The sequence below is a fragment of the Bacillus sp. FSL P4-0334 genome (assembly GCF_038004825.1).
GTDB lineage: Bacteria > Bacillota > Bacilli > Bacillales > Bacillaceae > Bacillus > Bacillus velezensis.
Genome location: NZ_JBBORX010000001.1, coordinates 3,508,561 through 3,533,257, shown reverse-complemented (window position 1 = coordinate 3,533,257; position 24,697 = coordinate 3,508,561). Strand labels below are relative to the sequence as shown.

The 24,697-nt window shown below is 46.7% G+C and carries 33 protein-coding genes and 1 riboswitch; of the genes, 30 read left to right on the top strand and 3 right to left on the bottom strand.

Annotation, left to right across the window (positions count from 1 at the left end):
• Positions 1 to 46 precede the first annotated feature (46 nt).
• The 19 genes from NSQ37_RS17920 (at position 47) to lysA (ending at position 14,448) form a co-directional block, all read left to right on the top strand.
• Complete coding sequence (locus tag NSQ37_RS17920; RefSeq protein WP_069007656.1) at positions 47 to 274, top strand: hypothetical protein; 228 nt, start codon at positions 47 to 49, stop codon at positions 272 to 274.
• Between the two features lie 76 nt (positions 275 to 350).
• Positions 351 to 995 (top strand): stage II sporulation protein M, encoded by a 645-nt coding sequence (gene spoIIM / locus NSQ37_RS17915; RefSeq protein WP_007409404.1) that lies wholly within the window; start codon positions 351 to 353, stop codon positions 993 to 995.
• Between the two features lie 112 nt (positions 996 to 1,107).
• Positions 1,108 to 1,557, top strand: coding sequence for a ferric iron uptake transcriptional regulator (gene fur / locus NSQ37_RS17910; RefSeq protein WP_003153330.1), 450 nt, complete (start codon positions 1,108 to 1,110; stop codon positions 1,555 to 1,557).
• Between the two features lie 115 nt (positions 1,558 to 1,672).
• A complete protein-coding gene (locus NSQ37_RS17905; RefSeq protein ID WP_015240136.1) occupies positions 1,673 to 1,900 on the top strand; it encodes a YqzK family protein in 228 nt (75 codons plus the stop codon).
• Between the two features lie 7 nt (positions 1,901 to 1,907).
• Entirely contained in the window at positions 1,908 to 2,798 is an 891-nt protein-coding gene (gene xerD, locus NSQ37_RS17900) for a site-specific tyrosine recombinase XerD (protein WP_007612347.1), read from the top strand.
• Between the two features lie 167 nt (positions 2,799 to 2,965).
• A complete protein-coding gene (gene deoB, locus NSQ37_RS17895; protein ID WP_015240135.1) occupies positions 2,966 to 4,150 on the top strand; it encodes a phosphopentomutase in 1,185 nt (394 codons plus the stop codon).
• Between the two features lie 11 nt (positions 4,151 to 4,161).
• Complete coding sequence (locus tag NSQ37_RS17890; protein WP_007409407.1) at positions 4,162 to 4,980, top strand: purine-nucleoside phosphorylase; 819 nt, start codon at positions 4,162 to 4,164, stop codon at positions 4,978 to 4,980.
• Positions 4,981 to 5,116: 136 nt separating this feature from the next.
• Positions 5,117 to 6,286, top strand: a complete 1,170-nt coding sequence (locus tag NSQ37_RS17885; protein ID WP_007409410.1) for a D-alanyl-D-alanine carboxypeptidase family protein — start codon at positions 5,117 to 5,119, stop codon at positions 6,284 to 6,286.
• 95 nt (positions 6,287 to 6,381) lie between these two features.
• Entirely contained in the window at positions 6,382 to 6,735 is a 354-nt protein-coding gene (spoIIAA, locus tag NSQ37_RS17880; RefSeq protein ID WP_007409411.1) for an anti-sigma F factor antagonist, read from the top strand.
• Positions 6,732 to 7,172: an anti-sigma F factor gene (gene spoIIAB, locus NSQ37_RS17875; protein ID WP_003153347.1), complete on the top strand. Its 441-nt coding sequence runs from the start codon at positions 6,732 to 6,734 to the stop codon at positions 7,170 to 7,172. Before spoIIAA ends, spoIIAB begins: the two co-directional genes overlap by 4 nt.
• An 11-nt stretch (positions 7,173 to 7,183) precedes the next feature.
• A complete protein-coding gene (sigF, locus tag NSQ37_RS17870; RefSeq protein WP_015240133.1) occupies positions 7,184 to 7,951 on the top strand; it encodes an RNA polymerase sporulation sigma factor SigF in 768 nt (255 codons plus the stop codon).
• Positions 7,952 to 8,077: 126 nt separating this feature from the next.
• Positions 8,078 to 8,698: a stage V sporulation protein AA gene (locus NSQ37_RS17865; RefSeq protein ID WP_007409412.1), complete on the top strand. Its 621-nt coding sequence runs from the start codon at positions 8,078 to 8,080 to the stop codon at positions 8,696 to 8,698.
• Positions 8,688 to 9,113: a stage V sporulation protein AB gene (locus NSQ37_RS17860; RefSeq protein ID WP_014418289.1), complete on the top strand. Its 426-nt coding sequence runs from the start codon at positions 8,688 to 8,690 to the stop codon at positions 9,111 to 9,113. Before NSQ37_RS17865 ends, NSQ37_RS17860 begins: the two co-directional genes overlap by 11 nt.
• 12 nt (positions 9,114 to 9,125) lie before the next feature.
• The gene (gene spoVAC, locus NSQ37_RS17855; RefSeq protein ID WP_003153353.1) at positions 9,126 to 9,578 is read left to right on the top strand and encodes a stage V sporulation protein AC; all 453 of its coding nucleotides are present in this window, start codon (positions 9,126 to 9,128) and stop codon (positions 9,576 to 9,578) included.
• A gap of 11 nt (positions 9,579 to 9,589) precedes the next feature.
• A complete protein-coding gene (gene spoVAD, locus NSQ37_RS17850) occupies positions 9,590 to 10,606 on the top strand; it encodes a stage V sporulation protein AD (RefSeq protein ID WP_015240132.1) in 1,017 nt (338 codons plus the stop codon).
• Positions 10,607 to 10,957, top strand: coding sequence for a stage V sporulation protein AE (gene spoVAE, locus NSQ37_RS17845; RefSeq protein ID WP_007409415.1), 351 nt, complete (start codon positions 10,607 to 10,609; stop codon positions 10,955 to 10,957).
• A 3-nt stretch (positions 10,958 to 10,960) separates the two neighbouring features.
• On the top strand, positions 10,961 to 11,569 hold the full coding sequence (locus NSQ37_RS17840) for a stage V sporulation protein AE (protein ID WP_025284950.1): 609 nt from the start codon (positions 10,961 to 10,963) through the stop codon (positions 11,567 to 11,569).
• Positions 11,523 to 13,004 (top strand): spore germination protein, encoded by a 1,482-nt coding sequence (locus tag NSQ37_RS17835; RefSeq protein ID WP_007409417.1) that lies wholly within the window; start codon positions 11,523 to 11,525, stop codon positions 13,002 to 13,004. The genes NSQ37_RS17840 and NSQ37_RS17835 overlap by 47 nt, the downstream gene beginning before the upstream one ends.
• A gap of 124 nt (positions 13,005 to 13,128) precedes the next feature.
• Positions 13,129 to 14,448, top strand: a complete 1,320-nt coding sequence (gene lysA, locus NSQ37_RS17830; protein WP_025649809.1) for a diaminopimelate decarboxylase — start codon at positions 13,129 to 13,131, stop codon at positions 14,446 to 14,448.
• 44 nt (positions 14,449 to 14,492) lie between these two features.
• On the opposite strand, the gene NSQ37_RS17825 is transcribed toward lysA, so the two are convergent.
• Positions 14,493 to 15,395 carry a DUF1002 domain-containing protein gene (locus NSQ37_RS17825; RefSeq protein WP_007409419.1) on the bottom strand — a complete coding sequence of 301 codons (903 nt, stop codon included), beginning with the start codon at positions 15,393 to 15,395 and terminating at the stop codon, positions 14,493 to 14,495.
• Between the two features lie 284 nt (positions 15,396 to 15,679).
• On the opposite strand from NSQ37_RS17825, the gene NSQ37_RS17820 reads away from it, so the two are divergent.
• From NSQ37_RS17820 to ribT, 9 genes are all read left to right on the top strand, one after another.
• The gene (locus NSQ37_RS17820; RefSeq protein WP_003153363.1) at positions 15,680 to 16,111 is read left to right on the top strand and encodes a peptidylprolyl isomerase; all 432 of its coding nucleotides are present in this window, start codon (positions 15,680 to 15,682) and stop codon (positions 16,109 to 16,111) included.
• 149 nt (positions 16,112 to 16,260) lie between these two features.
• Positions 16,261 to 16,752 carry a CcdC protein domain-containing protein gene (locus NSQ37_RS17815; RefSeq protein WP_341124371.1) on the top strand — a complete coding sequence of 164 codons (492 nt, stop codon included), beginning with the start codon at positions 16,261 to 16,263 and terminating at the stop codon, positions 16,750 to 16,752.
• 80 nt (positions 16,753 to 16,832) lie between these two features.
• On the top strand, positions 16,833 to 17,408 hold the full coding sequence (lepB, locus tag NSQ37_RS17810) for a signal peptidase I (protein WP_038456219.1): 576 nt from the start codon (positions 16,833 to 16,835) through the stop codon (positions 17,406 to 17,408).
• A 247-nt stretch (positions 17,409 to 17,655) separates the two neighbouring features.
• Positions 17,656 to 18,000: a hypothetical protein gene (locus NSQ37_RS17805; protein WP_007409423.1), complete on the top strand. Its 345-nt coding sequence runs from the start codon at positions 17,656 to 17,658 to the stop codon at positions 17,998 to 18,000.
• A gap of 119 nt (positions 18,001 to 18,119) precedes the next feature.
• Positions 18,120 to 18,266: riboswitch (FMN riboswitch) on the top strand.
• Between the two features lie 131 nt (positions 18,267 to 18,397).
• Entirely contained in the window at positions 18,398 to 19,513 is a 1,116-nt protein-coding gene (gene ribD, locus NSQ37_RS17800; RefSeq protein WP_015240125.1) for a bifunctional diaminohydroxyphosphoribosylaminopyrimidine deaminase/5-amino-6-(5-phosphoribosylamino)uracil reductase RibD, read from the top strand.
• On the top strand, positions 19,494 to 20,141 hold the full coding sequence (gene ribE, locus NSQ37_RS17795) for a riboflavin synthase (RefSeq protein ID WP_007409425.1): 648 nt from the start codon (positions 19,494 to 19,496) through the stop codon (positions 20,139 to 20,141). The genes ribD and ribE overlap by 20 nt, the downstream gene beginning before the upstream one ends.
• A gap of 14 nt (positions 20,142 to 20,155) precedes the next feature.
• Entirely contained in the window at positions 20,156 to 21,352 is a 1,197-nt protein-coding gene (locus NSQ37_RS17790; RefSeq protein WP_253612870.1) for a bifunctional 3,4-dihydroxy-2-butanone-4-phosphate synthase/GTP cyclohydrolase II, read from the top strand.
• A gap of 32 nt (positions 21,353 to 21,384) precedes the next feature.
• Positions 21,385 to 21,849, top strand: a complete 465-nt coding sequence (gene ribH, locus NSQ37_RS17785; protein ID WP_003153372.1) for a 6,7-dimethyl-8-ribityllumazine synthase — start codon at positions 21,385 to 21,387, stop codon at positions 21,847 to 21,849.
• Between the two features lie 116 nt (positions 21,850 to 21,965).
• Entirely contained in the window at positions 21,966 to 22,340 is a 375-nt protein-coding gene (ribT, locus tag NSQ37_RS17780) for a GNAT family N-acetyltransferase RibT (RefSeq protein WP_003153373.1), read from the top strand.
• Positions 22,341 to 22,405: 65 nt separating this feature from the next.
• On the opposite strand, the gene NSQ37_RS17775 is transcribed toward ribT, so the two are convergent.
• Together NSQ37_RS17775 and NSQ37_RS17770 are read right to left on the bottom strand one after the other, a co-directional pair.
• On the bottom strand, positions 22,406 to 22,927 hold the full coding sequence (locus tag NSQ37_RS17775) for a DUF309 domain-containing protein (RefSeq protein ID WP_253612872.1): 522 nt from the start codon (positions 22,925 to 22,927) through the stop codon (positions 22,406 to 22,408).
• 88 nt (positions 22,928 to 23,015) lie between these two features.
• Positions 23,016 to 23,105: a YjcZ family sporulation protein gene (locus tag NSQ37_RS17770; protein WP_003153376.1), complete on the bottom strand. Its 90-nt coding sequence runs from the start codon at positions 23,103 to 23,105 to the stop codon at positions 23,016 to 23,018.
• Positions 23,106 to 23,312: 207 nt separating this feature from the next.
• On the opposite strand from NSQ37_RS17770, the gene NSQ37_RS17765 reads away from it, so the two are divergent.
• Together NSQ37_RS17765 and scpB are read left to right on the top strand one after the other, a co-directional pair.
• Positions 23,313 to 24,068, top strand: a complete 756-nt coding sequence (locus NSQ37_RS17765) for a segregation/condensation protein A (RefSeq protein WP_007409427.1) — start codon at positions 23,313 to 23,315, stop codon at positions 24,066 to 24,068.
• Positions 24,058 to 24,651 (top strand): SMC-Scp complex subunit ScpB, encoded by a 594-nt coding sequence (gene scpB / locus NSQ37_RS17760; RefSeq protein ID WP_007409428.1) that lies wholly within the window; start codon positions 24,058 to 24,060, stop codon positions 24,649 to 24,651. Before NSQ37_RS17765 ends, scpB begins: the two co-directional genes overlap by 11 nt.
• The last annotated feature ends 46 nt before the right edge of the window (positions 24,652 to 24,697 follow it).

Below are 24,697 nucleotides of genomic sequence, written 5' to 3'. Positions count from 1 at the left end.
ATTTTTTTGTTATGATAAAGAAAAGGGAAAAAGGAGCGATTGGCACATGGCGAAGAGCAAAACGAAAAAAATGCGGGAGCATCTCAAAAGAAACGGGATGCGTGACGCAGTCCTGTCAAGGGGGACGGCGCCGTCTTTCAGCACCCATGAAAGAGTGACGAAAACCAAAAAAGACAGGCTCGAAAGAATAAAGCATAAAAAAAGGAGCCCCTATGATCACCGGAGTGATGACGGGGGTTCTTTTTTTATGCCCGAATCTCGCGCCTTTCTATGATTTCTCTGTCATGTTTTCTCTTTTCTTTCATACAATCTACTAAATCAAGTCAATAGATTAGCGGGAGGAAAGCGGTATGAGAAAACAATCGTACAAAGAACTGTTTTTTCGCCATGTAAAGGATCATCTGTCACTTTATATATTTGTGTTCGTCTTGTTTTTAATGGGGGTCATTTTCGGGGCGATTATCGTCAACAGCATGACCATCACGCAGAAAGAAGATTTGTATTACTATTTAAGCAAGTTTTTCGGACAGCTGTCTGACGGAAAACATGCCGGCGCTTCAGAAATGTTTTGGCAGGCCGTCTTTCATGATGTGAAATATTTGGGGCTGATGTGGATTCTCGGTATTTCCGTGATCGGTCTTCCGGTTATTTTCATTATGGTGTTCTTAAAAGGAATCGTGGTCGGCTTCACGGTCGGTTTTTTAGTGAATCAAATGGGGATGAACGGGTTTTTCCTGTCATTTATTTCGGTTCTGCCGCAAAACATCGTTCTCATTCCGGCGTATCTTATCATGGGGACATGCTCCATCGCTTTTTCACTGAAACTGATCCGGCAGCTGTTTGTCAAACGCAGCCTTCATGACGCGCCGATCCAATGGTTCGGACGCTACGCCTTCGTGCTGATTCTCATCGTTTTCTTCTCGGTCATCGCCTCGCTGCTCGAGGCGTACGTGTCTCCGCTGTTTATGGAAAAGCTGTCATCACGCATATTTTAGAATGATTATCACAAAATAATACTTTTATTTATCAGTTTATAATAATTATAGTTGGAACTCTGCGCGTATTTTGTTATAATGAGTCATGGAATGCGGCGTAGGAGGGAAAGACATGGAAAACCGTATTGATCGAATTAAAAAGCAGCTGCACTCGTCAAGCTACAAGCTTACGCCACAGCGGGAAGCAACGGTAAGAGTGCTGCTTGAAAACGAAGAAGACCATTTAAGCGCAGAAGATGTATACCTCCTCGTAAAAGAGAAATCTCCTGAAATTGGTCTCGCTACAGTATACCGTACATTAGAATTATTAACAGAATTAAAAGTCGTTGATAAAATTAACTTCGGGGACGGCGTATCCCGCTACGACCTTCGCAAAGAAGGCGCGGCTCACTTTCATCACCATTTGGTGTGCATGGAGTGCGGAGCCGTCGATGAAATTGAAGAAGATCTGCTTGAAGACGTTGAAGAAGTGATTGAACGTGATTGGAAATTTAAAATTAAAGATCATAGATTGACTTTTCACGGAATCTGCCACCGCTGCCGCGGGGATGAAACAGAGTAAAAGCCTACGAACCTTTTCTGCCAGGAAAGGGTTTTTTGCTGTTTTTATGTATAAAAGCCTTTGAAATTGGCATAAGGTGTACTAACAGCCGCCAAAAGAAAGGGTCGATCGAAAGATGGGCAGATTCCTAAAAACAGCCGCGGATACGATCAAAGTGTTTATTCTGTTCACAGGTTTTACCGCGCTGTTCTATTATGCTATGATATGGGTGAATTCAGAGTATGAAAACTATCATCGGTACGATAAACCGGAAGGCTCCGCCGTCAAAGTGGCCAAAACGGAACAAGAGGATAAAGACGGCTGGTTCGGCCGATTGATCTTTTTTTACCAAAACGGGGAGTAGATCAAGAGTGAAGGATCAAATTAAGGATTTCATCCATTATGTGAGGGTTGAAAGAGGGCTGTCCCAAAATACGATGATGTCCTATGAGCGTGATCTGAAAAGTTATTCTCTCTTCTTAACTGAAAGCCTTCAGATCACTTCATGGAATGATGTGACCCGTCTTCATATTATTCAATATTTAAAGCATATAAAGGACTCCGGGAAATCCGGCAAGACGTCTGCGAGGCATTTGGCGTCAATCCGGTCTTTTCATCAATTTCTGTTAAGGGAAAAAGCCGCGGATAAAGATCCTTCGGTACATATTGAAACACAAAAAACAGAGCGGACGCTTCCAAAAGTATTGGCGCTTCACGAAGTTGAGCGGTTATTGGACACGCCTAAGCTTGACAGCCCGTTCGGTCTCAGGGATAAAGCCATGCTTGAACTGCTGTACGCAACCGGCATCAGGGTCAGCGAGATGATCGAGCTGAAATTATCCGACGTCCATTTGACGATGGGATTTGTCCGCTGCTTCGGAAAAGGGCGGAAAGAGCGGATTGTGCCGATTGGTGAAGCCGCTTCTCATGCGATAGAAGCATACATTGAAAAAGCCAGAGGGAAATTATTAAAGAAAAACGTAACCGAAGCGCTTTTTCTGAATCATCACGGCAGGCAGATCAGCCGTCAGGGATTCTGGAAAAACCTGAAAAAAATCGCACTTGAAGCGGGGATTAAAAAAGAGCTGACACCGCACACGCTCCGGCACTCTTTTGCAACGCACCTGCTCGAAAACGGCGCGGATCTGCGCGCCGTGCAGGAGATGCTCGGACATGCCGATATTTCCACCACGCAAATTTATACGCATGTGACGAAAACAAGGCTGAAGGACGTGTACAAACAGTATCATCCGCGCGCTTAGGAGCCGCTGCCAGAGGGGCCGCGGCTTTTTTGCCGGATTGGCGGAATACAGAGAAGGTTCTAATTATTTGAATCGGCATTGTCAGCAAGAATGTAAACGGTTTATACTTGAGTTGTCTGACCTCTGTAAGCTACAATGGACAGATGGAAGAAAAGGAGGCTTTTATGATGTCTGAATACAAATATAACCGGGTATTTTTGATCGTAATGGATTCTGTCGGAATCGGTGAAGCGCCGGACGCCGCCGATTTTAATGATATAGGCGCAAATACGCTCGGACACATCGCAGAGCACATGAACGGCTTACATATGCCCCATATGGCGCAGCTCGGTCTCGGACTGATCGGAGACATTAAGGGCGTGGAAAAAACGGAGCACCCTCTTGCGTACTACGGAAAAATGCAGGAGGCGTCAAACGGGAAAGATACGATGACGGGGCACTGGGAGATTATGGGCCTCTACATTGAAAAACCGTTTAAAGTGTTCCCGGAAGGATTTCCGGATGAACTTCTTCAGGAACTTGAGCGGCGTTCAGGACGGAAAATCATCGGAAATAAGCCGGCTTCAGGCACGGCGATTCTGGATGAGCTCGGAAAAGAACATATGGAAACGGGTGCGCTGATCGTTTATACATCAGCAGATTCCGTGCTGCAGATTGCGGCTCACGAAGATGTCGTTCCGCTTGACGAACTGTACAGCATCTGTGAAACGGCCAGAGAACTGACGCTTGATCCGAAATACATGGTCGGCCGGATTATCGCAAGACCGTTCGTCGGAGAACCGGGCAGCTTCAAACGCACGCCGAACCGTCATGATTATGCGCTCAAACCGTTCGGCCGCACGGTAATGAACGGAATGAAAGACAGCGGATTAGACGTCATTTCCATCGGCAAAATTTCTGATATTTATGACGGAGAAGGCATTACATCTTCCCGCCGCACGGTATCTAATATGGACGGCATGGACAAAGTGATTGAAACGCTCGGTGAAGAGTTTACGGGCCTGAGCTTTGCCAATCTCGTTGATTTTGACGCGCTGTACGGACACCGCCGCGATCCGGAAGGGTACGGAAAAGCGCTCGAGGAATTCGACGCAAGGCTTCCGGAAGTGTTTGAGAAAATGAAAGAAGACGATCTGCTTATCATCACTGCGGATCACGGCAATGATCCTGTCCATCACGGCACGGATCACACGCGGGAGTATGTGCCGCTTCTTGTGTACAGCAAAAAGCACAAACACACTGAACAGCTGCCGCTTGCGGATACATTTGCCGATATCGGCGCAACCATTGCGGATAATTTCAAAACGGAAAAGCCGAAATACGGAAAAAGCTTTTTATCAAGATTACAGTAGGGGGACTTTTTTTGAAACAAAAGATCGAACGTGCTGCTGCATTTATTAAAGAACACGTGAAAGAAACACCAAAGATCGGTCTGATTTTAGGGTCAGGGCTCGGCGTATTGGCCGATGAAATTGAAGGAGCTGTCAAGCTTACATATGAAACGATCCCTGATTTTCCGGTCTCAACGGTAGAAGGCCATGCCGGCCAGCTTGTGATGGGAACGCTTGAAGGCGTGCAGGTCATCGCGATGCAGGGCCGCTTTCATTACTATGAAGGCTACTCAATGGATCAGGTCACATTTCCCGTCCGCGTGATGAAGGCGCTCGGCGTTGAATCTCTTGTCGTGACGAACGCAGCCGGCGGTATCAACACTGAATTCCGCGCCGGCGATCTGATGATTATTACAGACCACATCAACTTTACGGGCACCAACCCGTTAATCGGGCCGAACGAAGCTGAATTCGGACCGAGATTCCCGGACATGTCAGAAGCCTATGACAAAGAGCTGTCAGGCTTGGCTGAAAAAACGGCCGATGAGCTTGGCATCCCTGTTCAAAAAGGGGTGTATACAGCTGTTACGGGGCCGTCTTACGAAACGCCTGCTGAGGTTCGGTTTTTAAGAACGATGGGTTCTGACGCTGTCGGCATGTCGACCGTGCCGGAAGTCATCGTCGCCAACCACGCGGGGATGCGCGTGCTCGGCATCTCATGCATTTCCAACGCGGCGGCAGGTATTCTTGACCAGCCGTTATCCCATGAAGAAGTAATGGAAATGACGGAAAAAGTAAAAGGCGGCTTTTTGAAGCTTGTAAAAGCCGTAGTCGCACGATCTCAAAAATAAGTCAGCATAAGTCAGCTGTTTCTTCGGAAGCAGCTGTTTTTTTGTGCCCTCAACACGAAACATTTTCCAGATGAGGCGTATAAAACCACCGGATTTGGAAAAAATAAAAAGGATTATGAAATGGAGGGCTTTGGAGATGAAACGTCTTATATCCACTTTGTTGATTGGCATTTTATTAACGGCATCAGCACCGTCCGCTTTTGCAAAGCCGGACGGAAAACATACATCGGAGCTCGCTCATGAAGCCAAAAGCGCCGTGCTGATTGAACGCGATACGGGAAGCATTCTTTATAACAAGAACAGCCGGGAGCGTCTGGCGCCGGCAAGCATGACAAAAATCATGACCATGCTTTTAATCATGGAAGCGCTTGACAAAGGGAAAATAAAGATGAGCGATAAAGTCAGGACGAGTGAACATGCCGCGTCCATGGGCGGATCACAGATTTTCCTTGAACCCGGAGAAGAAATGACGGTAAAAGAAATGCTCAAAGGAATTGCGATAGCTTCCGGAAATGACGCATCTGTCGCAATGGCGGAGTATATTGCCGGTTCAGAAGAGGATTTCGTCAGCCGGATGAACAAAAAAGCAAAAGAATTGGGATTGAAAGATACCTCCTTCAAAAACCCGACGGGACTGCCTGAAAAAGACCATTACAGCTCTGCTTATGACATGGCGAAAATGGCGAAGGAATTATTAAAGTATGATAAAATCACTCAATTTACGGGAACGTATGAGGATTATTTAAGAGAAAATACAGACAAAAAGTTCTGGCTCGTCAATACAAACCGGCTGATCAAATTTTATCCGGGTGTAGACGGCGTGAAGACGGGCTTTACAGGCGAAGCGAAGTATTGTTTAACCGCCACCGCTAAAAAAGGAAATATGAGGGTCATTGCTGTTGTTTTCGGAGCCAGCACTCCGAAAGAAAGAAATGCCCAAGTGACCAAAATGCTTGATTACGCCTTCAGCCAGTTTAAAACACACCCGCTGTACAAACGGGATCAAATCGTCGGAACGGTAAAAGTAAAAAAAGGAAAACAGAAACTGATCAAGCTGACCACATCTGAGCCGATTTCTCTTCTGGCCAAAAAGGGAGAGAACATGGACAAAGTAAAAAAAGAAGTGAAAATCAACGGCAATGTAACGGCTCCGGTTAAAAAAGGAGAAGTGCTCGGCAGCCTCGTTCTGAAAAAAGACGGAAAGGTGCTCGTTGAAAGCCCGGTCACGGCAAAAGACGACATGGAAAAAGCGGGTTTTCTCACTTTTCTGAAGCGGACGATGGGAGATTGGACTAAATTTAAATAATCGTGGCGAACGGGCACTAGTTTTGTCATAGTGAAGGAATTGCTTTCCCGAAAATCGAAACACTCATTATCCGATCATATCAAGGAGGAATGAGCATGAGCCTTGGAATTGACTTTCATGTCAAAGAATCCGTGCTTTGTATTCGATTAACAGGTGAACTCGACCATCATACGGCAGAATCATTAAAACAAAAGGTTACTGAATCGCTGGAGGCTGACGGCATCCGTCACATCGTGCTGAACCTTGAAGATCTTACCTTCATGGACAGCTCCGGCCTCGGCGTGATTTTAGGGCGTTATAAACAAATTAAACAGCTCGGCGGAGAAATGGTCGTGTGCGCGATTTCACCCGCGGTGAGGCGTCTGTTTGACATGTCCGGCCTGTTTAAAATCATCAGGTTCGAACAATCAGAACAAAAAGCGCTTTTAACGTTGGGGGTGGCATCATGAAAAACGAGATGCATCTTGAATTTTCAGCCCTCAGTCAGAACGAATCGTTTGCGCGCGTAACAGTTGCTTCTTTTATCGCACAGCTCGACCCGACGATGGATGAGCTGACGGAAATCAAGACCGTCGTATCAGAAGCGGTAACAAACGCGATCATCCACGGCTATGAAGAAAACTGCGACGGAAAGGTGTACATCTCCGTTACGCTGGAGGATCATGTCGTCTATCTGACCATACGTGACGAAGGCCTCGGGATCACGGATCTTGAGGAAGCGCGCCAGCCGCTCTTTACGACAAAACCCGAGCTTGAGCGCTCCGGAATGGGCTTTACCATTATGGAAAACTTCATGGATGATGTCACGATTGATTCCTCGCCGGAGATGGGAACGACGATACGCTTAACAAAACACCTATCAAAAAGCAAAGCGCTTTGTAATTAAGGAGATTTGTTATGGATGTGGAGGTTAAGAAAAACACCAAAAACGCGCAGCTCAAGGACCATGAAGTCAAAGAATTAATCAAAAAGAGCCAAGAGGGCGACCAGCAGGCAAGAGACCTCCTCATAGAAAAAAACATGCGTCTTGTGTGGTCCGTCGTTCAAAGGTTCTTAAACAGAGGCTATGAGCCGGACGATCTGTTTCAGATCGGCTGTATCGGATTGTTAAAATCCGTTGATAAATTCGATTTGTCCTATGATGTCCGTTTTTCAACTTATGCCGTGCCGATGATTATCGGAGAAATCCAGCGCTTCATCCGCGATGACGGAACCGTCAAAGTTTCAAGATCTTTAAAAGAGCTCGGCAATAAAATACGCCGGGCGAAAGATGAACTGTCAAAAACATACGGAAGAGTGCCGACCGTCCAGGAAATCGCGGACCATTTAGAAATTGACGCGGAGGATGTGGTGCTTGCGCAGGAAGCGGTGCGGGCGCCTTCATCCATTCATGAGACCGTGTATGAAAATGACGGAGACCCGATCACCCTGCTTGATCAGATCGCCGATCATTCAGAAGAGAAGTGGTTTGACAAAATCGCCCTCAAGGAAGCAATCAGTGATTTGGAAGAACGGGAAAAACTCATTGTCTATCTGAGATATTATAAAGATCAGACACAGTCGGAAGTAGCCGAACGGCTCGGGATTTCCCAAGTCCAGGTATCGAGGCTGGAGAAAAAAATATTAAAGCAGATTAAAGTGCAGATGGATCATACGGAAAGCTGACCTTTTACGGGCCGGCTTTTTTTATTTGTGCATCGGTGGTAATTTATGGTCTTTTGCCGCTGATGAATGAGAACAAAAGTGAACCGCATACTACATATATAACCACCCGAAAGATGGTGATGCAAGATGGAAAGACGAATATTTCTCAGACTTCGCCACCGCGTGAAGGCTCATACCGGAGATATCATCACAATCGGCGACGCCGCGCAGATCGCGGGACAGCAAAAGCTGAAAAAAAAACTGTCGGCACTGCCGCTGTATAAGGTCACGAAAAAAGACAAAAATATCGTCGTGCTGGACATCATAAAAGTGCTGAAAACCATTCATACCGCTTTTCCCGCTCTTGATGTACAGACCGTCGGCGGCGCTGAAACGATAGTGGAAATCCATTACCAGAAAAAGCAGCTGTCAGCCGTTTTGTTCGTCGGTGTCTGGCTCCTGCTTTTTATCGGTTCATGTCTTGCCATTATGAATTTTCATGAAGATGTCAGTATGAGAGAAGTTCATATCGCTTTATATGAAATCATAACGGGCGAACGGAATGAATACCCGTATCTGCTTCAGATTCCATACAGCATCGGCCTCGGTCTCGGTATGATCGTCTTTTTTAATCACATCTTCAAAAAACGCCTGAATGAAGAGCCAAGCCCGCTGGAAGTCGAGATGTTTAATTATCAGCTTGATCTCGATCATTATGTCGCAATGCACGAAAATGAAGAGACGATGAAAGATCTGCATGATCGTTAGCATTCTTTTCGTTATGTTTGTCGGGCTTGGCGGAGGGCTGACCGTGGGAGCGGGCTTTGTGGCTTTTTTAACCGTTATGGGAATCGTCCCCCGCCTTATGCAGCTGACAAAAACAATGCGCTTTGTACAGGCCTACGAAGGAGCTGTTATTTCAGGAGCTGTGTTCGGCGGCTGGGAAACCTTAAATATGAATCATTTTTTTTTATCTGAATGGCTGGCCGTTCCGGTCGGGCTTTTGGCCGGCATGTTTGTCGGCATGCTGGCCGCCGCGCTTACAGAAGTGCTGAATGTGCTTCCCATTCTTGCCAAACGGATCGGCTTCGGCAGCAAAATCATCATATTGCTGATGGCTATTGTGTTCGGCAAAATAGCCGGCTCTTTATTTCATTGGCTGTATTTTATCCATCATTCATAAGGAGGAACCGACATGACAAACTTAAAAGAAAATTACAAAACAAAAGTGAAAGACTATCAGCCGAAACCGCCATATGTTTGGAATTGCGTCAAAGCCTTTCTGATCGGCGGTTTGATCTGTCTGATCGGGCAGGCTCTTCAAGACTTTTACATCCACTTTTTTAATTTTAATGAAAAAACAGCGGGCAACCCGACGGCCGCCACTCTTATTTTAATTTCCGCCCTTTTGACCGGATTCGGCATTTATGACAGACTCGGGCAGTTTGCCGGAGCGGGTTCAGCCGTGCCGGTGACGGGTTTTGCAAACAGTATGACAAGCGCCGCTCTCGAACACAGAAGTGAAGGACTCGTGCTCGGGGTAGCGACAAACATGTTTAAATTGGCGGGCAACGTCATTGTATTCGGCGTCGTGGCAGCCTATATCGTAGGCTTGATACGGTTTGCTTGTGAAAAACTGTTTTCGTAGGAGGAGAAAAAATGAAATTGACCGGAAAGCAAACCTGGGTGTTTGAAAACCCGTTATTTGTAAATGCGGCGGGGACGGCAGCCGGACCGAAAGAAAAAGACGGCCCGCTCGGTTCGCTGTTTGATAAGACATACGATGAAATGCACTGCAATCAGAAAAACTGGGAAATGGCGGAACGTCAGTTAATGGAAGATGCCATCAACTCCGCTTTGCAAAAACAGAATTTGAAAAAGAGCGATATTGATTTGTTACTCGCGGGGGACCTTTTAAATCAAAATGTGACCGCCAACTACGTCGCCAGACATCTGAAAATTCCGTTCCTCTGTCTGTTCGGCGCCTGTTCGACATCAATGGAAACGATTGCCGTCGCATCCGCGCTCATTGACGGCGGTTTTGCGAACCGGGCGATCGCAGCCACGAGCAGCCATAACGCGACGGCAGAACGGCAATTCCGCAATCCGACGGAGTATGGCGGGCAAAAACCGGATACCGCCACTTCAACGGTCACGGGGGGCGGGGCGGTCATCATCAGCCAAAACCCTTCTGATATCAAGATTACAAGCGCAACAGTGGGAAAAGTAAGCGACCTCGGAATAACAGATCCGTTCGATATGGGGTCCGCCATGGCGCCCGCTGCCGCCGACACAATCAAACAGCACCTGCAGGACTTAAACCGCACGGCGGATGATTATGATCTGATTTTAACGGGAGACCTTTCAGGCGTCGGCTCGCCGATCGTGAAAGATTTGCTCAAAGAAGAAGGCTATCCCGTGGGAACGAAACACGATGACTGCGGTCTTCTCATCTATACGCCGGACCAGCAGGTGTTTGCGGGCGGAAGCGGCTGCGCCTGCTCTGCGCTTGTTACGTACACACATATTTTTAATCAATTAAAAGCGGGGACTCTAAACAGGGTACTCGTTGTCGCGACAGGAGCGCTTTTGAGTCCGACAATGATCCAGCAGAAGGAAACCATTCCGACCATCGCGCACGGTGTGGTATTTGAGCGGGCGGGAGGTGCATCATAAATGGAATATCTGTTGGCTTTTGTTTGCGGGGGAATCATTTGCATTATCGGTCAGCTGCTGCTTGACATTTTTAAACTGACACCCGCCCATGTGATGACAACTTTTGTCGTTATCGGCGCCTTGTTAGATGGGTTCGGAATTTATGACAAATTTATCGAATTCGCAGGCGCGGGCGCGACGGTTCCCATCGTCAGCTTCGGTCACAGCTTATTGCACGGCGCCATGCATCAAGCTCACGAGCATGGATTTATCGGGATCGCCATGGGGATTTTTGAACTTACTTCCGCCGGTATATCTTCAGCGATTTTATTCGCATTTCTTGTAGCCGTTATTTTTAAACCGAAAGGATAATGCCTGATGACGAAACGGAAGGTCATTCTTGTGACAGACGGGGACGTATACGCCGCAAAAACAATTGAATACGCCGCGGAAAAAGCAGGCGGACGGTGTATTTCCCAATCAAAGGGCAATCCGTCAACAAGAAGCGGCCCCGAACTTGTTCAGCTGATTAAAGCCGCGCCGAATGACCCGGTGTTTGTCATGTTTGACGATTCAGGCCTGCAAGGGGAAGGGCCGGGCGAAACGGCGCTGAAATATGTCGCCTCACATCAGGACATTGAAGTGCTGGGGGTGATTGCGGTCGCTTCTAAGACCCATCAGGCTGAATGGACGAAAGTCGATGTCTCCATTGACCGTGATGGAGAAGTGACGGAGTTTGGCGTCGATAAAACCGGAATGAGAGAAATGGACGAGCACAGAATGAATGGAGATACGGTGTATTGTCTGGATAAATTGGACGTTCCCCTCATTGTGGGCATCGGCGACATAGGTAAGATGGGAAGAAAAGATGACATATCCAAAGGCTCGCCGATCACGATGAAGGCGGTCGAATTCATTTTAGAAAGGAGCGAAAGCCATGCCGGAAAAACCGGAAAACATGATCAAGGTGTACCGGGATCCTAGAAAAAATGAACAATTTTTTAAAGACCGCGTCGGTATGGGAACGAGCTATGATGTCGGCGTCCGCAAAGTTCGAGTATTAGACCGGGAAGTCCAGATTTACTTTGTCAACGGATTAACCGATACTTTGTTTATCATTCATTTAATGGAACAGCTCGTCGACGTCAATAATTATGACGAGAATGCGGATGAAGCGATTGACGTTGTTGAAAACAGGCTTGTCAATCAGCAGGTTCAAAAAGTCAAAACGCTCGACGAAGCAACGGATCAAGTGCTTTCCGGACTTGTGGCGGTTATCGTTGAAGACGCGGGCTTCGCCTTTATCGTTGACGTCAGAAGTTATCCCGGACGCACACCTGAAGAACCGGATACGGAAAAGGTCGTCCGCGGGGCAAGAGACGGTTTTATTGAAAATATCGTCATTAATACAGCATTGATCAGAAGACGAATCAGGGACGAAAGGCTCCGCGTCAAAATTACGAAAGTCGGCGAGCGCTCTAAGACCGATCTTGCGATTGTGTATATAGAAGACATCGCGGACCCGGACCTTGTCAGCATCGTCGAAAACGAAGTGAATGCGATTGACATTGACGGATTGACGATGGCTGATAAAACGGTGGAAGAATTCATCGTCAAACAGGGTTACAATCCGTTTCCGATGGTCAGATACACAGAGCGGCCGGATGTAGCAGCCAATCACATTTTAGAAGGGCACGTCATCATCGTCGTCGATACGTCACCGAGCGTGATCATAACGCCGACAACGATATTTCACCATGTTCAGCATGCGGAAGAATACAGGCAGGCGCCTTCAGTGGGCACATTTTTAAGATGGATCAGGTTTTTCGGTATTATTGCTTCAACCGTTCTGCTTCCGATTTGGTTCCTCTTTGTTCTCGAACCGTCTCTTCTGCCTGAAAGATTGGATTTTATCGGTTTAAATAAAAATACGCACATCCCGATCATTCTGCAAATCTTTTTGGCCGATTTGGGGATTGAGTTTCTCAGGATGGCCGCGATCCATACGCCGACCGCTTTATCCACCGCCATGGGTCTGATTGCGGCGGTGCTGATCGGTCAAATCGCCATAGCGGTGGGGCTGTTTTCAGCAGAAGTGATTCTGTACGTATCGATCGCCGCCATCGGATCATTTACCACGCCGAGCTATGAGCTCAGCCTCGCCAATAAAATGATACGCCTCATCTTAATGGTGCTCGTGGCCATTTTCCAAGTGAAAGGCTTTGTGATAGGTTTTACATTGCTGCTGATCATAATGGCGAATATCCGCTCGTTTCACACGCCGTATTTATGGCCGTTTTTACCGTTTAACGGCAAGGCGCTGTGGCAGGTGCTCGTCCGGACGACAGTGCCGGGAGCCAAAGTCAGACCGAGCATTGTTCACCCGAAAGACCGTCAAAGACAGCCAAGCGGTTCATAATCGCATTGAAACCGACAGAAGATTATGATATTGTATGTCTTAACTTATACGGGACTTGTATAAGGACAGCTCAAAAGAAGCTGTCCTTTTCACCCATATGCGGATCAGAAAGAGGGAATGAGCATTGTTCTTACATGGCACAAGCAGACAAAACAAACTAGGTCATTTGGAAATCGGAGGTGTGGACGCGCTGTATTTAGCGGAGCATTACGGCACGCCTCTTTATGTTTACGATGTGGCTTTAATACGTGAGCGCGCTAAAAGCTTTAAACAGGCATTCATTGACGCGGATTTAAAGGCGCAGGTCGCGTACGCGAGCAAGGCGTTTTCTTCTGTTGCGATGATACAGCTCGCTGAGCAGGAGGGGCTCTCACTGGACGTTGTATCCGGCGGAGAGCTGTTTACGGCGGTTGCGGCTGGTTTTCCGGCTGACAGGATTCATTTTCACGGAAATAACAAAAGCGAAGAAGAGTTGAAAATGGCGCTCGATCATCAAATCGGCTGCATCGTCGTTGATAATTTTTATGAAATATCCTTACTTGCGGAACTGTGCCGCAAATCAGGGCGCACAATGGATGTGCTTCTGCGGATCACTCCGGGGGTAGAGGCGCATACGCATGATTATATTACAACGGGACAGGAAGATTCCAAATTCGGTTTTGATCTGCATAACGGGCAAATAGAAAAGGCGATTGAACAAGTATTACAGTCAGACCATATCCGCCTTCTCGGCGTTCACTGCCACATCGGATCGCAAATTTTTGATACGGCGGGCTTTGTGCTGGCCGCAGAAAAAATCTTCACAAAACTGAATGAATGGAGAGAATCATTCGGCTTTGTCTCTGAAGTGCTGAATTTAGGGGGCGGCTTTGGCATCCGCTACACGGAGGAGGATGAACCCCTTCATCCCGCCGTTTATGTGGAAAAAATTATCGAAGCGGTAAAAGAAAACGCAGCGCTGCACGCTTTTGACATTCCGGAGATCTGGATTGAACCGGGACGCTCGCTCGTCGGAGACGCCGGAACGACGCTTTATACCATCGGTTCGCAAAAAGAAGTGCCCGGCACCCGTAAATATGCAGCGGTTGACGGGGGCATGAGCGATAATATCCGTCCTGCGCTGTATCAGGCGAAATATGAAGCCGTATCGGCAAACAGAATCGGAGAACACCACGATAAAACGGTATCCATCGCGGGTAAGTGCTGTGAAAGCGGTGATATGCTCATTTGGGATATAGACCTTCCGGAAGTGAAAGAAGGCGATCTTCTCGCCGTTTTCTGCACGGGAGCATACGGATACAGCATGGCTAACAACTACAACCGCATTCCGCGTCCCGCCGTCGTTTTTGTGGAAGACGGCGAAGCGCACCTTGTCATTAGAAGGGAAACTTATGAAGACATTGTAAAACTGGATCTGCCGTTTAAGACGGGGGTCAAACAATAAATAAAAAAGAGACCGGAACAATGGCGTCCGGTCTCTTTTTGCATTCAGCTGTTGTTAGAACTTGATCCGCTGTCTCCTGTAAATACAGACACGATCGCATTCCAAATCGAAGCGAAGAAATCAATGACTTTTTGAACAAAGCTTTTGCCTTCATCGGATTGAATGAACTTCGTGATTTTGTCTTTTGCCTTGTCAAGCTGGCTGCCGACTTGGCCCCAATCAATCTTGGCGTTTTTCATTTTATTAAACAATGAAACGAGCTGGTCTTTTTGAGCGTCAGTCAGTGTAATGTTAAGGTTTGAAGCCGCATCATCGACCTTTTTCTCGATTCCTTCTTTTGTATCGGGCACACCGTTTTTCGCGAAATCATCTTTAATGTTTGCGATGAGCGCTGAGGCGTTTTTATCCCCGATTTTATCCCCGAGATTTGAAGTGGTGACAAGCTCTTGGTTGGCGACCTGTTTTACATCTTCTGAAATCGCTTTGTCTGATGAGACTTCATATGCCTTGATGATTCCCGTTAATGCTGCGGTGCCTGATACCTCAAACGGCGCCGTCACGTATACTTTCGCATCTTTCACTCCTGCTGTCATCAGGGCGTTTAAGTACATTTCATCCGTGATGGAATCGATATTATGGGTCTTAACGTCAAGCCCGGACCCTTTCTTTGCCACCGTGATGGATGATGAAGAGATGGCTCTTGTGCCGATTTGGGCATTCGATATATATTTTCCCAGATATTCATGTTCTTCTTTATTCGTGACCGTCACTTTTGTCGCGTTATCAGGGACATTTAATTCGTCAAGCACTTTCTGACGGTTTTCGTTTGACAGATCCGCCCCCAGTGTGACGATGACATCTCCGACTGCGGCATCGGCCAGGCTGATTTTCGGTATTGTGCACAATACAACGGCCGCCGCCAGCAATCCAATCCACATTTTTTTCAAAGCGGTTAACCTCCTTCTTTTCACAAATGCCGTTTTGAAGCGGTTTGTGAGGGCCTGCGTGAAGCAGTTCCGATACATAGACGGCTGTGAAGCTGTTCTGGTTTCATTTTCTTTCTGCGGAAGCGGGGAGATTCGTTTTCCGGCTGAAGGTGTGGTATAATAGCCGCGAAAAGAAGAGCAGAGGCCTCTTCCTTCAAAAGAATATCAAAAAGAAAGCCGGCTTACAATTGAAATTCATATTGAAGAAGGCTTTGACAAAAAACAATACGGAAGTAGGAATGAGAATGAAAACTGGTTACATCGAAATGGAAAACGGCAGCAGAATCGAATTTGAACTTTATCCGAATGAAGCGCCTAATACAGTCGCTAACTTTGAAAACCTGGCGAATACGGGCTTTTATGACGGCGTTATTTTCCACCGCGTGATTCCGGGCTTTGTCAGCCAAGGCGGAGATCCGACTGGGACAGGCATGGGCGGAAGCGGAAAAACGATCAAATGTGAAACAGAAGGCAATCCGCATAAGCACGAAGCCGGTTCTTTATCAATGGCGCATGCCGGTAAAGACACGGGTTCAAGCCAATTCTTCATCGTACATGAGCCGCAGCCGCATTTAAACGGCGTTCATACTGTATTCGGAAAAGTGACAAGCGGTTTAGAGCATGCGAAAAACATGTCTAACGGAGACAAAATGAAAGAAATCCGTGTAGAAGGATAATGACGGAAAACCCGCCTTTTTCAGGCGGGTTTTTTTATGTATATGAAAATTCTCATGTGTAAATCATGAAAAAATACATATATGAACATCGGTGATCATTCTGGTATAGTGATAAAGACCGATTACAACAATGAAAAGAGGTAGAAACGTTGGTTCAATTGGCAACCGTTTTATTTGTCATTATCATTCTCGCACTTATAATTTGGTTCAGGGCGAAAAAGGGGAACAGGCCGATTAAAGGCGGCGGCTTCGGCATCATTCTCCCGCTTTTAATTATCGCCGTCATTTTTACATTCAGCATCAGCCAGCTCATGAATATCCCGGGAAAGCCGTTTCATTTTCCCGCTCTTTGGGAGCTCGCCATCGCCGGACTGTTAGGCGTGGTATTCGGCGTCATCATGCTGTCGCAAACCGCCTATGAAATCCGGGAAGACGGCTTTGTCTACTCCAAGCGGAATAAAAACTTTAAATATGTCATTATCGCGATTATTGCGATCCGTATCGTGCTCAGCCAATATTTCAAAAACATTGACGCGGCGGAATTCGCCGTTTTAACGATGGAACTTGCTTTTGTGTATTTGTGCATTTGGCGGATCGGAAGCTTCGTGAAATACCGTAAAATCAGCAGATCCGGCATATAAAATGAAAAAAATGGATGAGGTGCGGGGCTTATTTGCCCTCTGTGCAGGGATTCATGGTAAAATAAAAACGACCATGGCTAATGGGAGGAAATCACTTGAAATCAGAAAAAGAAAAAACTTCTAAAAAAAGCGCCGTACTTGATTGGGCGAAAGCCATTATCATCGCTGTCGTTCTGGCACTGCTCATCCGAAACTTTTTATTTGCCCCTTATCTCGTTGATGGCGAATCAATGGATCCGACGCTGCATGACCGCGAGAGAATCTTTGTCAATATGACGGTCAAATACATAAGCGACTTCAAACGCGGCCAGATCGTCGTTCTGAACGGAGAAAACGAACACTATGTCAAGCGGATTATCGGACTTCCCGGCGACACGGTGCAAATGAAAAACGACCAGCTGTACATCAACGGCAAAAAAGTGTCCGAACCGTATTTAGCGGCAAATAAGCACAAGGCGAAGCAAGACGGCTATGACCGGCTGACAGAAGACTTCGGCCCGGTGAAGGTGCCGGACGACAAATATTTCGTCATGGGTGATAACCGCAGAGAATCTATGGACAGCCGCAACGGCCTCGGTCTTTTTACGAAAAAACAAATAGCGGGCACATCAAAATTCGTCTTCTTCCCGTTTAATGAAATTCGCAAGACGAAATAAACCGTACAGGCAGTTTTCTTCATGAGGAAAACTGCTTTTTTATATAAATTTATCTTTCTACCCTCAAAAACAGAACATAAATTCGTATATCTATTTAATAGATAGAAAGTTTTACAGATACATGAAACATCTTCCCTTTATGAAACGTTATATGAATAACTCACGCAGGGAAGAACGGTTTTCTATTCATGAACAAAAGGAATATGACATAGTAATGAATAGATTGATACGGGCTGGAGGTAGAAAAATGGGAAGAATTAAAACAAAAGCAGCCATTTTACTTGTACTGCTGCTGTTATTAGCGGGCGGTTATATGGTCATAAACGATATTGAACTGAAAGACGTGCCGACTGCAATCGGACAAACCCTGTCCCAGGAAAAAGAAGAATATACAGTCAAAACATATAAAATTACGAAAATCGAAGGAACTGAGTACCACGGTACGGCAGAAAACGGCACAAAAATTATTTTTAACGGCGACAAGCTGAAGCAGGATCTCTCCGATGTGAAAAAGGGAGATAAGATTAAAGCGTATTTCAGCAAATCAAACCGGATTGACGGCTTATTGAAGGTCGTCAAAGTGAACGAATAAATAAAGGCGCCTTTTATGGGAAAAGGGCGCTTTTTATTTTTCTGAATAATTAGGTGCAAATTCATTGCGCCTGCCGCAAAGGATGTTATAATAGCGGATAAGGACAAAAAAATATTGATTGTATCCTTCGGGGCTGGGTGAAAATCCCGACCGGCGGTAATAAGGCGTTTTGCGCTTTACAGCCCGTGACCCGTATGCATCTGTATACGGTGGATTCAGTGAAAAGCTGAAGCCGACAGTGAAAGTCTGGATGGGAGAAGGATGAGAGAAGCTATGCAAAAAATAAACTTACTGTATAGTCTTATTTCCTATGGATTAAAACTGGAAAAGCCCCGAACTGTGTAAACATTCGGGGCTTTTTTGACGCCAAATTGCGTGGAAGAAGGGAGGGATAACGATGGAAGAATATTATATGAATACGGCAATAGAACTTGCCAGACGCGGTGAAGGACAGACACAGTCCAATCCTCTTGTCGGCGCTGTCGTCGTCAAAAACGGACAGATCGTCGGAATGGGCGCCCATTTGCAATACGGAGAAGCGCATGCCGAGGTTCACGCGATTCATATGGCCGGCAGACACGCAAAAGGCGCCGATTTGTATGTGACGCTGGAGCCTTGCAGCCATTACGGAAAAACACCGCCATGCGCCGAACTGATAATAAAGTCGGGAATAAAAAGGGTGTTCATCGCTGTGAAAGATCCGAATCCGCTTGTAGCCGGAAAAGGCATCGGAATGCTGGAAGCAGCGGGCATCGAAGTGAAAACCGGACTTCTCAGGCAGCAGGCAGAAGAGCTGAATAAAATGTTTCTTCACTTCATGCGGACCGGACTTCCGTATGTCACCTTGAAAGCGGCCGCGAGCCTTGACGGGAAAACAGCGACTGAAACCGGTGACAGCAAATGGATTACATCAGAGGCAGCAAGGCTTGATGCCCAGCAATACAGGAAATCGCATCAAAGCATTCTTGTCGGAGCAGGCACAGTCAAAGCCGATAATCCGAGCCTGACCTGCAGGCTTCCTGATGCGGTGAAGCAGCCGGTCAGAGTGATTCTCGATACAAAGCTGACCATTCCTGAAACGGCAAATGTGCTCACTGACGGCGCTGCGCCGACATGGATATTTACGGCCAAAGGTGCAGACGTGCAAAAGAAAGACCGGCTGACCGCACTCGGAATAAAAGTTATTCCGTTGGAAACAGACCGCATTCACGTCCCTGAGGTGCTCAGTATTCTCGCTGAAAACGGCATAATGTCCGTTTATGTGGAAGGCGGAGCATCCGTACACGGAAGTTTTGTCAAGGAAGGCTGTTTCCAAGAGCTTCATTTCTATTTCGCCCCTAAATTAATCGGAGGAACGCTTGCTCCCAGCTTGATCTCCGGTGAAGGTTTTCAATCAATGAAAGATGTCCCCCATTTACAATTCACACAAATCACCCAAATCGGGCCGGATATAAAACTGACGGCCATACCTAAAGATGGAAAGGATGGTGACGATGTTTACAGGAATCGTTGAAGAAACAGGCACGATCCAAGCAATCAAAAAGACAGGCCTTTCCATGGCATTAACCATCGCCGCTTCAAAAGTGACAAGTGATGTGAAGCTTGGCGACAGCATTGCGGTAAACGGCATCTGCCTGACCGTAACCGGATTTTCTGACAATCAATTTACGGTTGATGTCATGCCGGAAACAGTGAAAGCCACTTCGCTGAACGGCTTGTCAAAAGGCAGTAAAGTAAACCTGGAAAGAGCGATGTCCGCCAACGGGCGGTTCGGCGGCCACTTTGTATCAGGGCATGTGGACGGAACGGCGGAAATTACGCGGATCGAGAAAAAAAGCAACGCGGTCTATTACGATTTAAAACTTTCGCCGGAATTGACAAAAACGCTCGTATTGAAAGGTTCAATTACGGTAGACGGCGTGAGCCTGACGATTTTCGGTTTATCAGACGAAAGCGTGACGGTATCCATCATTCCGCATACCATCTCAGAAACGATTTTTCAGACGAAAACAGTCGGATCGACCGTAAATATTGAGTGTGACATGATCGGCAAATACTTATACCGCTTTTTGCACAAAACAGAACAAACGAAAAGCAATCAAACTATCACGGAAGCCTTTTTAAGCGAGAACGGCTTTTAGAAAGGAAGATCGATATGTTTCATCCGATAGAAGAGGCGTTAGAGGCGCTGAAAAAAGGTGAAGTCATCATTGTTGTCGATGATGAAGACAGAGAAAACGAAGGAGACTTCGTAGCGCTGGCTGAGCATGCCACGCCGGAAGTGGTGAATTTTATGGCGACCCATGGGAGAGGCCTGATCTGCACGCCGCTGTCTGAAGACATCGCCGGCCGGCTGGATCTTCACCCGATGGTCGATCATAATACGGACTCACATGAGACCGCGTTTACGGTCAGTATTGACCACAGGCTGACAAAAACGGGCATCAGCGCGCAGGAACGATCCTTTACCATTCAGGCGCTGTTGAACGAAGAATCTGTGTCTGACGATTTTCAGCGTCCGGGCCACATTTTCCCCTTAATCGCAAAAAAAGGAGGCGTCCTGAAGCGGGCCGGCCATACGGAAGCAGCCGTTGACCTTGCAAAAGCCTGCGGATCTCAGGGAGCGGGCGTCATTTGTGAAATTATGAATGAAGACGGCACAATGGCCAGAGTGCCGGAGTTAGCCGAAATCGCCGAACGCCACCAGCTGAAAATGATTACGATAAAAGACTTAATAGAGTACCGTTACAACATTACGACACTTGTGAACAAAGAAGTTGATATTACGCTGCCGACTGACTTCGGCACGTTTAGAGTTTACGGATATACAAACGAGGTTGACGGAAAAGAACACCTCGCCTTTGTCATGGGGGATGTCCCGTTTAACAGCGAACCCGTTCTTGTCAGAGTGCACTCAGAATGCCTGACGGGCGATGTGTTTGCATCCCATCGCTGTGATTGCGGACCTCAGCTTCATGCCGCGCTTGCGCAAATTGCTGAAGAAGGCCGCGGCGTTCTATTGTATTTGCGCCAGGAAGGCAGAGGAATCGGTTTAATCAATAAGCTGAAGGCGTACCGATTGCAGGAACAAGGGTACGACACGGTTGAAGCGAACGAAGCGCTCGGCTTTCTGCCTGATCTGCGCAACTACGGCATCGGCGCCCAGATTCTCCGCGACTTAGGGGTTCAGCATATGAAGCTTTTAACCAATAACCCCCGGAAGATCGCCGGCCTCGAAGGATACGGTCTCAGCATTTCAGAACGGGTGCCGCTTCAAATGGAAGCGAGTGAGCATAACAAGCAATATTTACAGACCAAAATGAAAAAACTTGGACATCTGCTTCATTTCTAAAAACAAATCTCACAAAAAAGGATGGATAACATATGAATATCATACAAGGAAACCTAGTAGGAACAGGACTTAAAATCGGAATCGTCGTCGGCAGATTTAATGAATTTATAACGAGCAAGCTGTTAAGCGGAGCGGAAGACACGTTGCTTCGCCACGGTGTAGAATCAAACGACATTGACGTCGCTTGGGTGCCGGGAGCGTTTGAAATCCCGTTTGCGGCAAAGAAAATGGCGGAAACGAAAAAATACGATGCCGTCATTACGCTCGGCACGGTTATCAGAGGAGCGACAACGCATTATGACTATGTCTGCAATGAAGCGGCAAAAGGCATTGCCCAGGCGGGAACGGCGACGGGCGTCCCGGTTATCTTCGGCATCGTGACGACTGAAACCATTGAGCAGGCCATCGAACGAGCCGGAACAAAAGCCGGAAATAAGGGAGCGGATTGCGCGGTATCTGCCATTGAAATGGCAAACTTAAACCGTTCATTTGAATAATTTGTTGAAAAGCGTTTAAAACAGCGGCGAAAATGATATAATGTGAGGAAACGGATCGCCTTTATGTATCCGTTTGATAGGACATGAATGGACATTTTGGATATAGAGGGGTTTTTATGTTAATTCGTTATAAAAAATCGTTTGAAAAGATTGCGATGGGTCTTCTGTCATTTATGCCGAATGAAAAAGATCTCAAGCAGCTTCAGCAGACAATAAAGGACTATGAAACGGATACTGGCCGCCAGCTCTTTCTTTGGAAAGAGGATGAAGATATCGTCGGAGCGATCGGAGTCGAAAAAAAGGACTCAGAAGTTGAAATCCGGCATATCAGCGTGAATCCTTCTCACCGCCATCAAGGAATCGGAAAGCAAATGATGGACGCCTTAAAACGTCTGTTCAAAACGGAGGCACTCGTTCCGAATGAATTAACGCAAAGCTTTTTTGAACGCTGTCAACATCAAAAAGATCAGGATATCTCATATAATAACTGACAAATGCTCCCGGAATCTTCACGGTTTCGGGAGCTGTTTTGATATAGAAAAAGCAGGGCTGACCGTCAGCCTCTGCTTTTTTTTCTTCTCTCAATTTCCCGTTCGCGTTCCTTAATGACATCCGTCCTGTCCCGCAGGCGGTGTTTATGAATAAGAAAGGTATTTGATACGCCGTCTTGCCCCCATGTATAGCCCTTTCGGCGGCATTCGGCAAGACATGCTTCTTTCAAGGCTTCATCTGTAATCGGCAGCATAACACTTCTGTAAGGCAGGCCCGCTTCTATATCGTCTGACAGCGTTTCTATCAGCTCAATCAGCTTCGGGTGGCTGAGACCGAGAGAAGAGACCGCCTGCTTTTCAGACCGGAGAATACGTAAGCTGTTGGCAATCAGCCGTTTCGCCCCGGCTTCATTTCCCCTGCGCTGGTGATACAGAGCGACGGCAAGCTGAATCAGGCCGACCCAATGAATGCTCCGCTTTTCAGCCGGGCTTTCTTTCCAATATTCCTCTAACAGTTCATGACACTCAAAATAATCTCTTGATGCGTGAAATTCGGCCAAAAAGCCGATATAAGCTTTAGGATACAAGCCGCTTCCTCCTTTTATGCTAAAACCAGTGTACCACAGCGCTATGAAAAGGAAAAAAAGAGCGGCTTGGTGTCTGAAGCCTGAGGAACTAGCAGATGTAAGATGCTCCTACGACAACGAGCAAAATAAACAGAACGACAATTAATGCAAAACCTCCGCCGAAACAAGCTCCGCTCATGTGAAATCAGCCTCCCTTTGTTTCAAGTTTACACGGCTATCATATGTGCATCCGCCTTTAAAGGTATAGGCGTATATCTTCTTTTTCAGTATTTTCTAAATAACGGAGGACGTGTATAAAAGTATTGGACGAGAGCATTTCGGTGGATTATACTAAAGGGTAGCCAGTTTTTCCGGCAATGAGAGTGATATTGAAAATGGTGAGATAATGGTAGAATATCAAGTGAAAATTGATACGTTTGAAGGCCCATTGGACCTGCTGCTTCATCTGATTAACCGTCTTGAAATCGACATATACGACATACCCGTGGCAACCATTACTGAACAATATTTATTATATGTACATACAATGCAAGAGCTTGAACTTGATGTCGCCAGTGAATATCTGGTCATGGCGGCGACGCTTCTCAGCATTAAAAGCAGAATGCTGCTTCCGAAACAAGAGGAAGAGCTGTTTGAAGACGAAATGCTTGAAGAAGAAGACCCTCGGGACGAGCTGATTGAAAAGCTGATTGAGTATAGAAAGTATAAAACCGCTGCGAAGGATTTAAAAGAGCGGGAAGAAGAAAGACAAAAGTCATTTACAAAGCCGCCGAGTGATTTAAGTGAGTATGCAAAAGAAATCAAACAGACGGAGCAGAAACTGTCGGTGACCGTTTATGACATGATCGGCGCGTTTCAAAAGGTGCTTCAGCGTAAAAAAATCACGCGGCCGAAAGAAACGACCATTACAAGGCAGGAAATACCGATTGAAGACAGAATGAACGAAATCGTAAAAAGCTTAAAAACGGCGGGGAGAAGAATAAACTTCACGGAGCTTTTTCCTTCTCGGCAAAAGGACCATCTCGTCGTGACGTTTTTAGCAGTCCTGGAACTGATGAAAAATCAGCAGATTATCATTGAACAGGAAGAAAACTTTTCAGATATATACATTACGGGGAGTGAATCCATTCATGGCGCTTGATATCGTGAATTGGAAAGCGATTGTGGAAGCCCTGCTGTATGCGGCGGGTGATGAAGGGCTGACCAAAAAGCAATTGGTGACGGTGCTTGAAATAGAAGAAGCGGAACTGGCCGGAATCATGGAAGAAGTGGCCGCTCAGTACAAGGAAGACGACAGAGGCATCGAGCTTACCGAATATGCGGATACGTATATGCTTGGAACGAAAAAAGAATTCGTGCCTTATTTGAAAAAACTAATCGAAGTGCCGTCAAAAGGGCTGTCACAGGCTTCTTTGGAAGTGCTGGCGATCGTTTCGTACAAGCAGCCGATCACACGGGCGGAAATTGAAGATATCCGGGGCGTGAAGTCTGAGCGGATTCTGCACAGCCTCGTGTCAAAAGCGCTGCTGTGTGAGGTGGGCCGCGCCGACGGTCCCGGCCGGGCGATTTTATACGGCACGACACCGGTATTTCTTGAACAATTCGGCTTAAAAACATTGGAGGAGCTCCCGCCGCTTCCTGAAAATGCGGAGGAAGACGTTCTCCAGGAGGAAGCCGATTTATTCTTTGAAAACTTCAACCAAACTTTTGAGGATATTAAATAATAATCGTTTTTCATCATACGATAGTAGGGAAAGGCCATTGATGAAT

What these genes read in the sequence shown, in the direction of transcription:
- ribE (WP_007409425.1), top strand. Translation starts at nt 19,494, where the DNA reads ATGTTTACAGGAATCGTTGAAGAAACAGGCACGATCCAAGCAATCAAA.
- NSQ37_RS17905 (WP_015240136.1), top strand. Translation starts at nt 1,673, where the DNA reads ATGGGCAGATTCCTAAAAACAGCCGCGGATACGATCAAAGTGTTTATT.
- NSQ37_RS17860 (WP_014418289.1), top strand. Translation starts at nt 8,688, where the DNA reads ATGATCGTTAGCATTCTTTTCGTTATGTTTGTCGGGCTTGGCGGAGGG.
- fur (WP_003153330.1), top strand. Translation starts at nt 1,108, where the DNA reads ATGGAAAACCGTATTGATCGAATTAAAAAGCAGCTGCACTCGTCAAGC.
- lepB (WP_038456219.1), top strand. Translation starts at nt 16,833, where the DNA reads ATGGGAGGAAATCACTTGAAATCAGAAAAAGAAAAAACTTCTAAAAAA.
- NSQ37_RS17765 (WP_007409427.1), top strand. Translation starts at nt 23,313, where the DNA reads ATGGTAGAATATCAAGTGAAAATTGATACGTTTGAAGGCCCATTGGAC.
- ribD (WP_015240125.1), top strand. Translation starts at nt 18,398, where the DNA reads ATGGAAGAATATTATATGAATACGGCAATAGAACTTGCCAGACGCGGT.
- ribT (WP_003153373.1), top strand. Translation starts at nt 21,966, where the DNA reads ATGTTAATTCGTTATAAAAAATCGTTTGAAAAGATTGCGATGGGTCTT.
- spoVAC (WP_003153353.1), top strand. Translation starts at nt 9,126, where the DNA reads ATGACAAACTTAAAAGAAAATTACAAAACAAAAGTGAAAGACTATCAG.
- NSQ37_RS17885 (WP_007409410.1), top strand. Translation starts at nt 5,117, where the DNA reads ATGAAACGTCTTATATCCACTTTGTTGATTGGCATTTTATTAACGGCA.
- ribH (WP_003153372.1), top strand. Translation starts at nt 21,385, where the DNA reads ATGAATATCATACAAGGAAACCTAGTAGGAACAGGACTTAAAATCGGA.
- spoIIM (WP_007409404.1), top strand. Translation starts at nt 351, where the DNA reads ATGAGAAAACAATCGTACAAAGAACTGTTTTTTCGCCATGTAAAGGAT.
- NSQ37_RS17835 (WP_007409417.1), top strand. Translation starts at nt 11,523, where the DNA reads ATGCCGGAAAAACCGGAAAACATGATCAAGGTGTACCGGGATCCTAGA.
- sigF (WP_015240133.1), top strand. Translation starts at nt 7,184, where the DNA reads ATGGATGTGGAGGTTAAGAAAAACACCAAAAACGCGCAGCTCAAGGAC.
- spoIIAA (WP_007409411.1), top strand. Translation starts at nt 6,382, where the DNA reads ATGAGCCTTGGAATTGACTTTCATGTCAAAGAATCCGTGCTTTGTATT.
- NSQ37_RS17770 (WP_003153376.1), bottom strand. Translation starts at nt 23,105, where the DNA reads ATGAGCGGAGCTTGTTTCGGCGGAGGTTTTGCATTAATTGTCGTTCTG.
- scpB (WP_007409428.1), top strand. Translation starts at nt 24,058, where the DNA reads ATGGCGCTTGATATCGTGAATTGGAAAGCGATTGTGGAAGCCCTGCTG.
- NSQ37_RS17820 (WP_003153363.1), top strand. Translation starts at nt 15,680, where the DNA reads ATGAAAACTGGTTACATCGAAATGGAAAACGGCAGCAGAATCGAATTT.
- spoVAE (WP_007409415.1), top strand. Translation starts at nt 10,607, where the DNA reads ATGGAATATCTGTTGGCTTTTGTTTGCGGGGGAATCATTTGCATTATC.
- NSQ37_RS17790 (WP_253612870.1), top strand. Translation starts at nt 20,156, where the DNA reads ATGTTTCATCCGATAGAAGAGGCGTTAGAGGCGCTGAAAAAAGGTGAA.
- spoIIAB (WP_003153347.1), top strand. Translation starts at nt 6,732, where the DNA reads ATGAAAAACGAGATGCATCTTGAATTTTCAGCCCTCAGTCAGAACGAA.
- spoVAD (WP_015240132.1), top strand. Translation starts at nt 9,590, where the DNA reads ATGAAATTGACCGGAAAGCAAACCTGGGTGTTTGAAAACCCGTTATTT.
- NSQ37_RS17920 (WP_069007656.1), top strand. Translation starts at nt 47, where the DNA reads ATGGCGAAGAGCAAAACGAAAAAAATGCGGGAGCATCTCAAAAGAAAC.
- deoB (WP_015240135.1), top strand. Translation starts at nt 2,966, where the DNA reads ATGTCTGAATACAAATATAACCGGGTATTTTTGATCGTAATGGATTCT.
- NSQ37_RS17805 (WP_007409423.1), top strand. Translation starts at nt 17,656, where the DNA reads ATGGGAAGAATTAAAACAAAAGCAGCCATTTTACTTGTACTGCTGCTG.
- NSQ37_RS17865 (WP_007409412.1), top strand. Translation starts at nt 8,078, where the DNA reads ATGGAAAGACGAATATTTCTCAGACTTCGCCACCGCGTGAAGGCTCAT.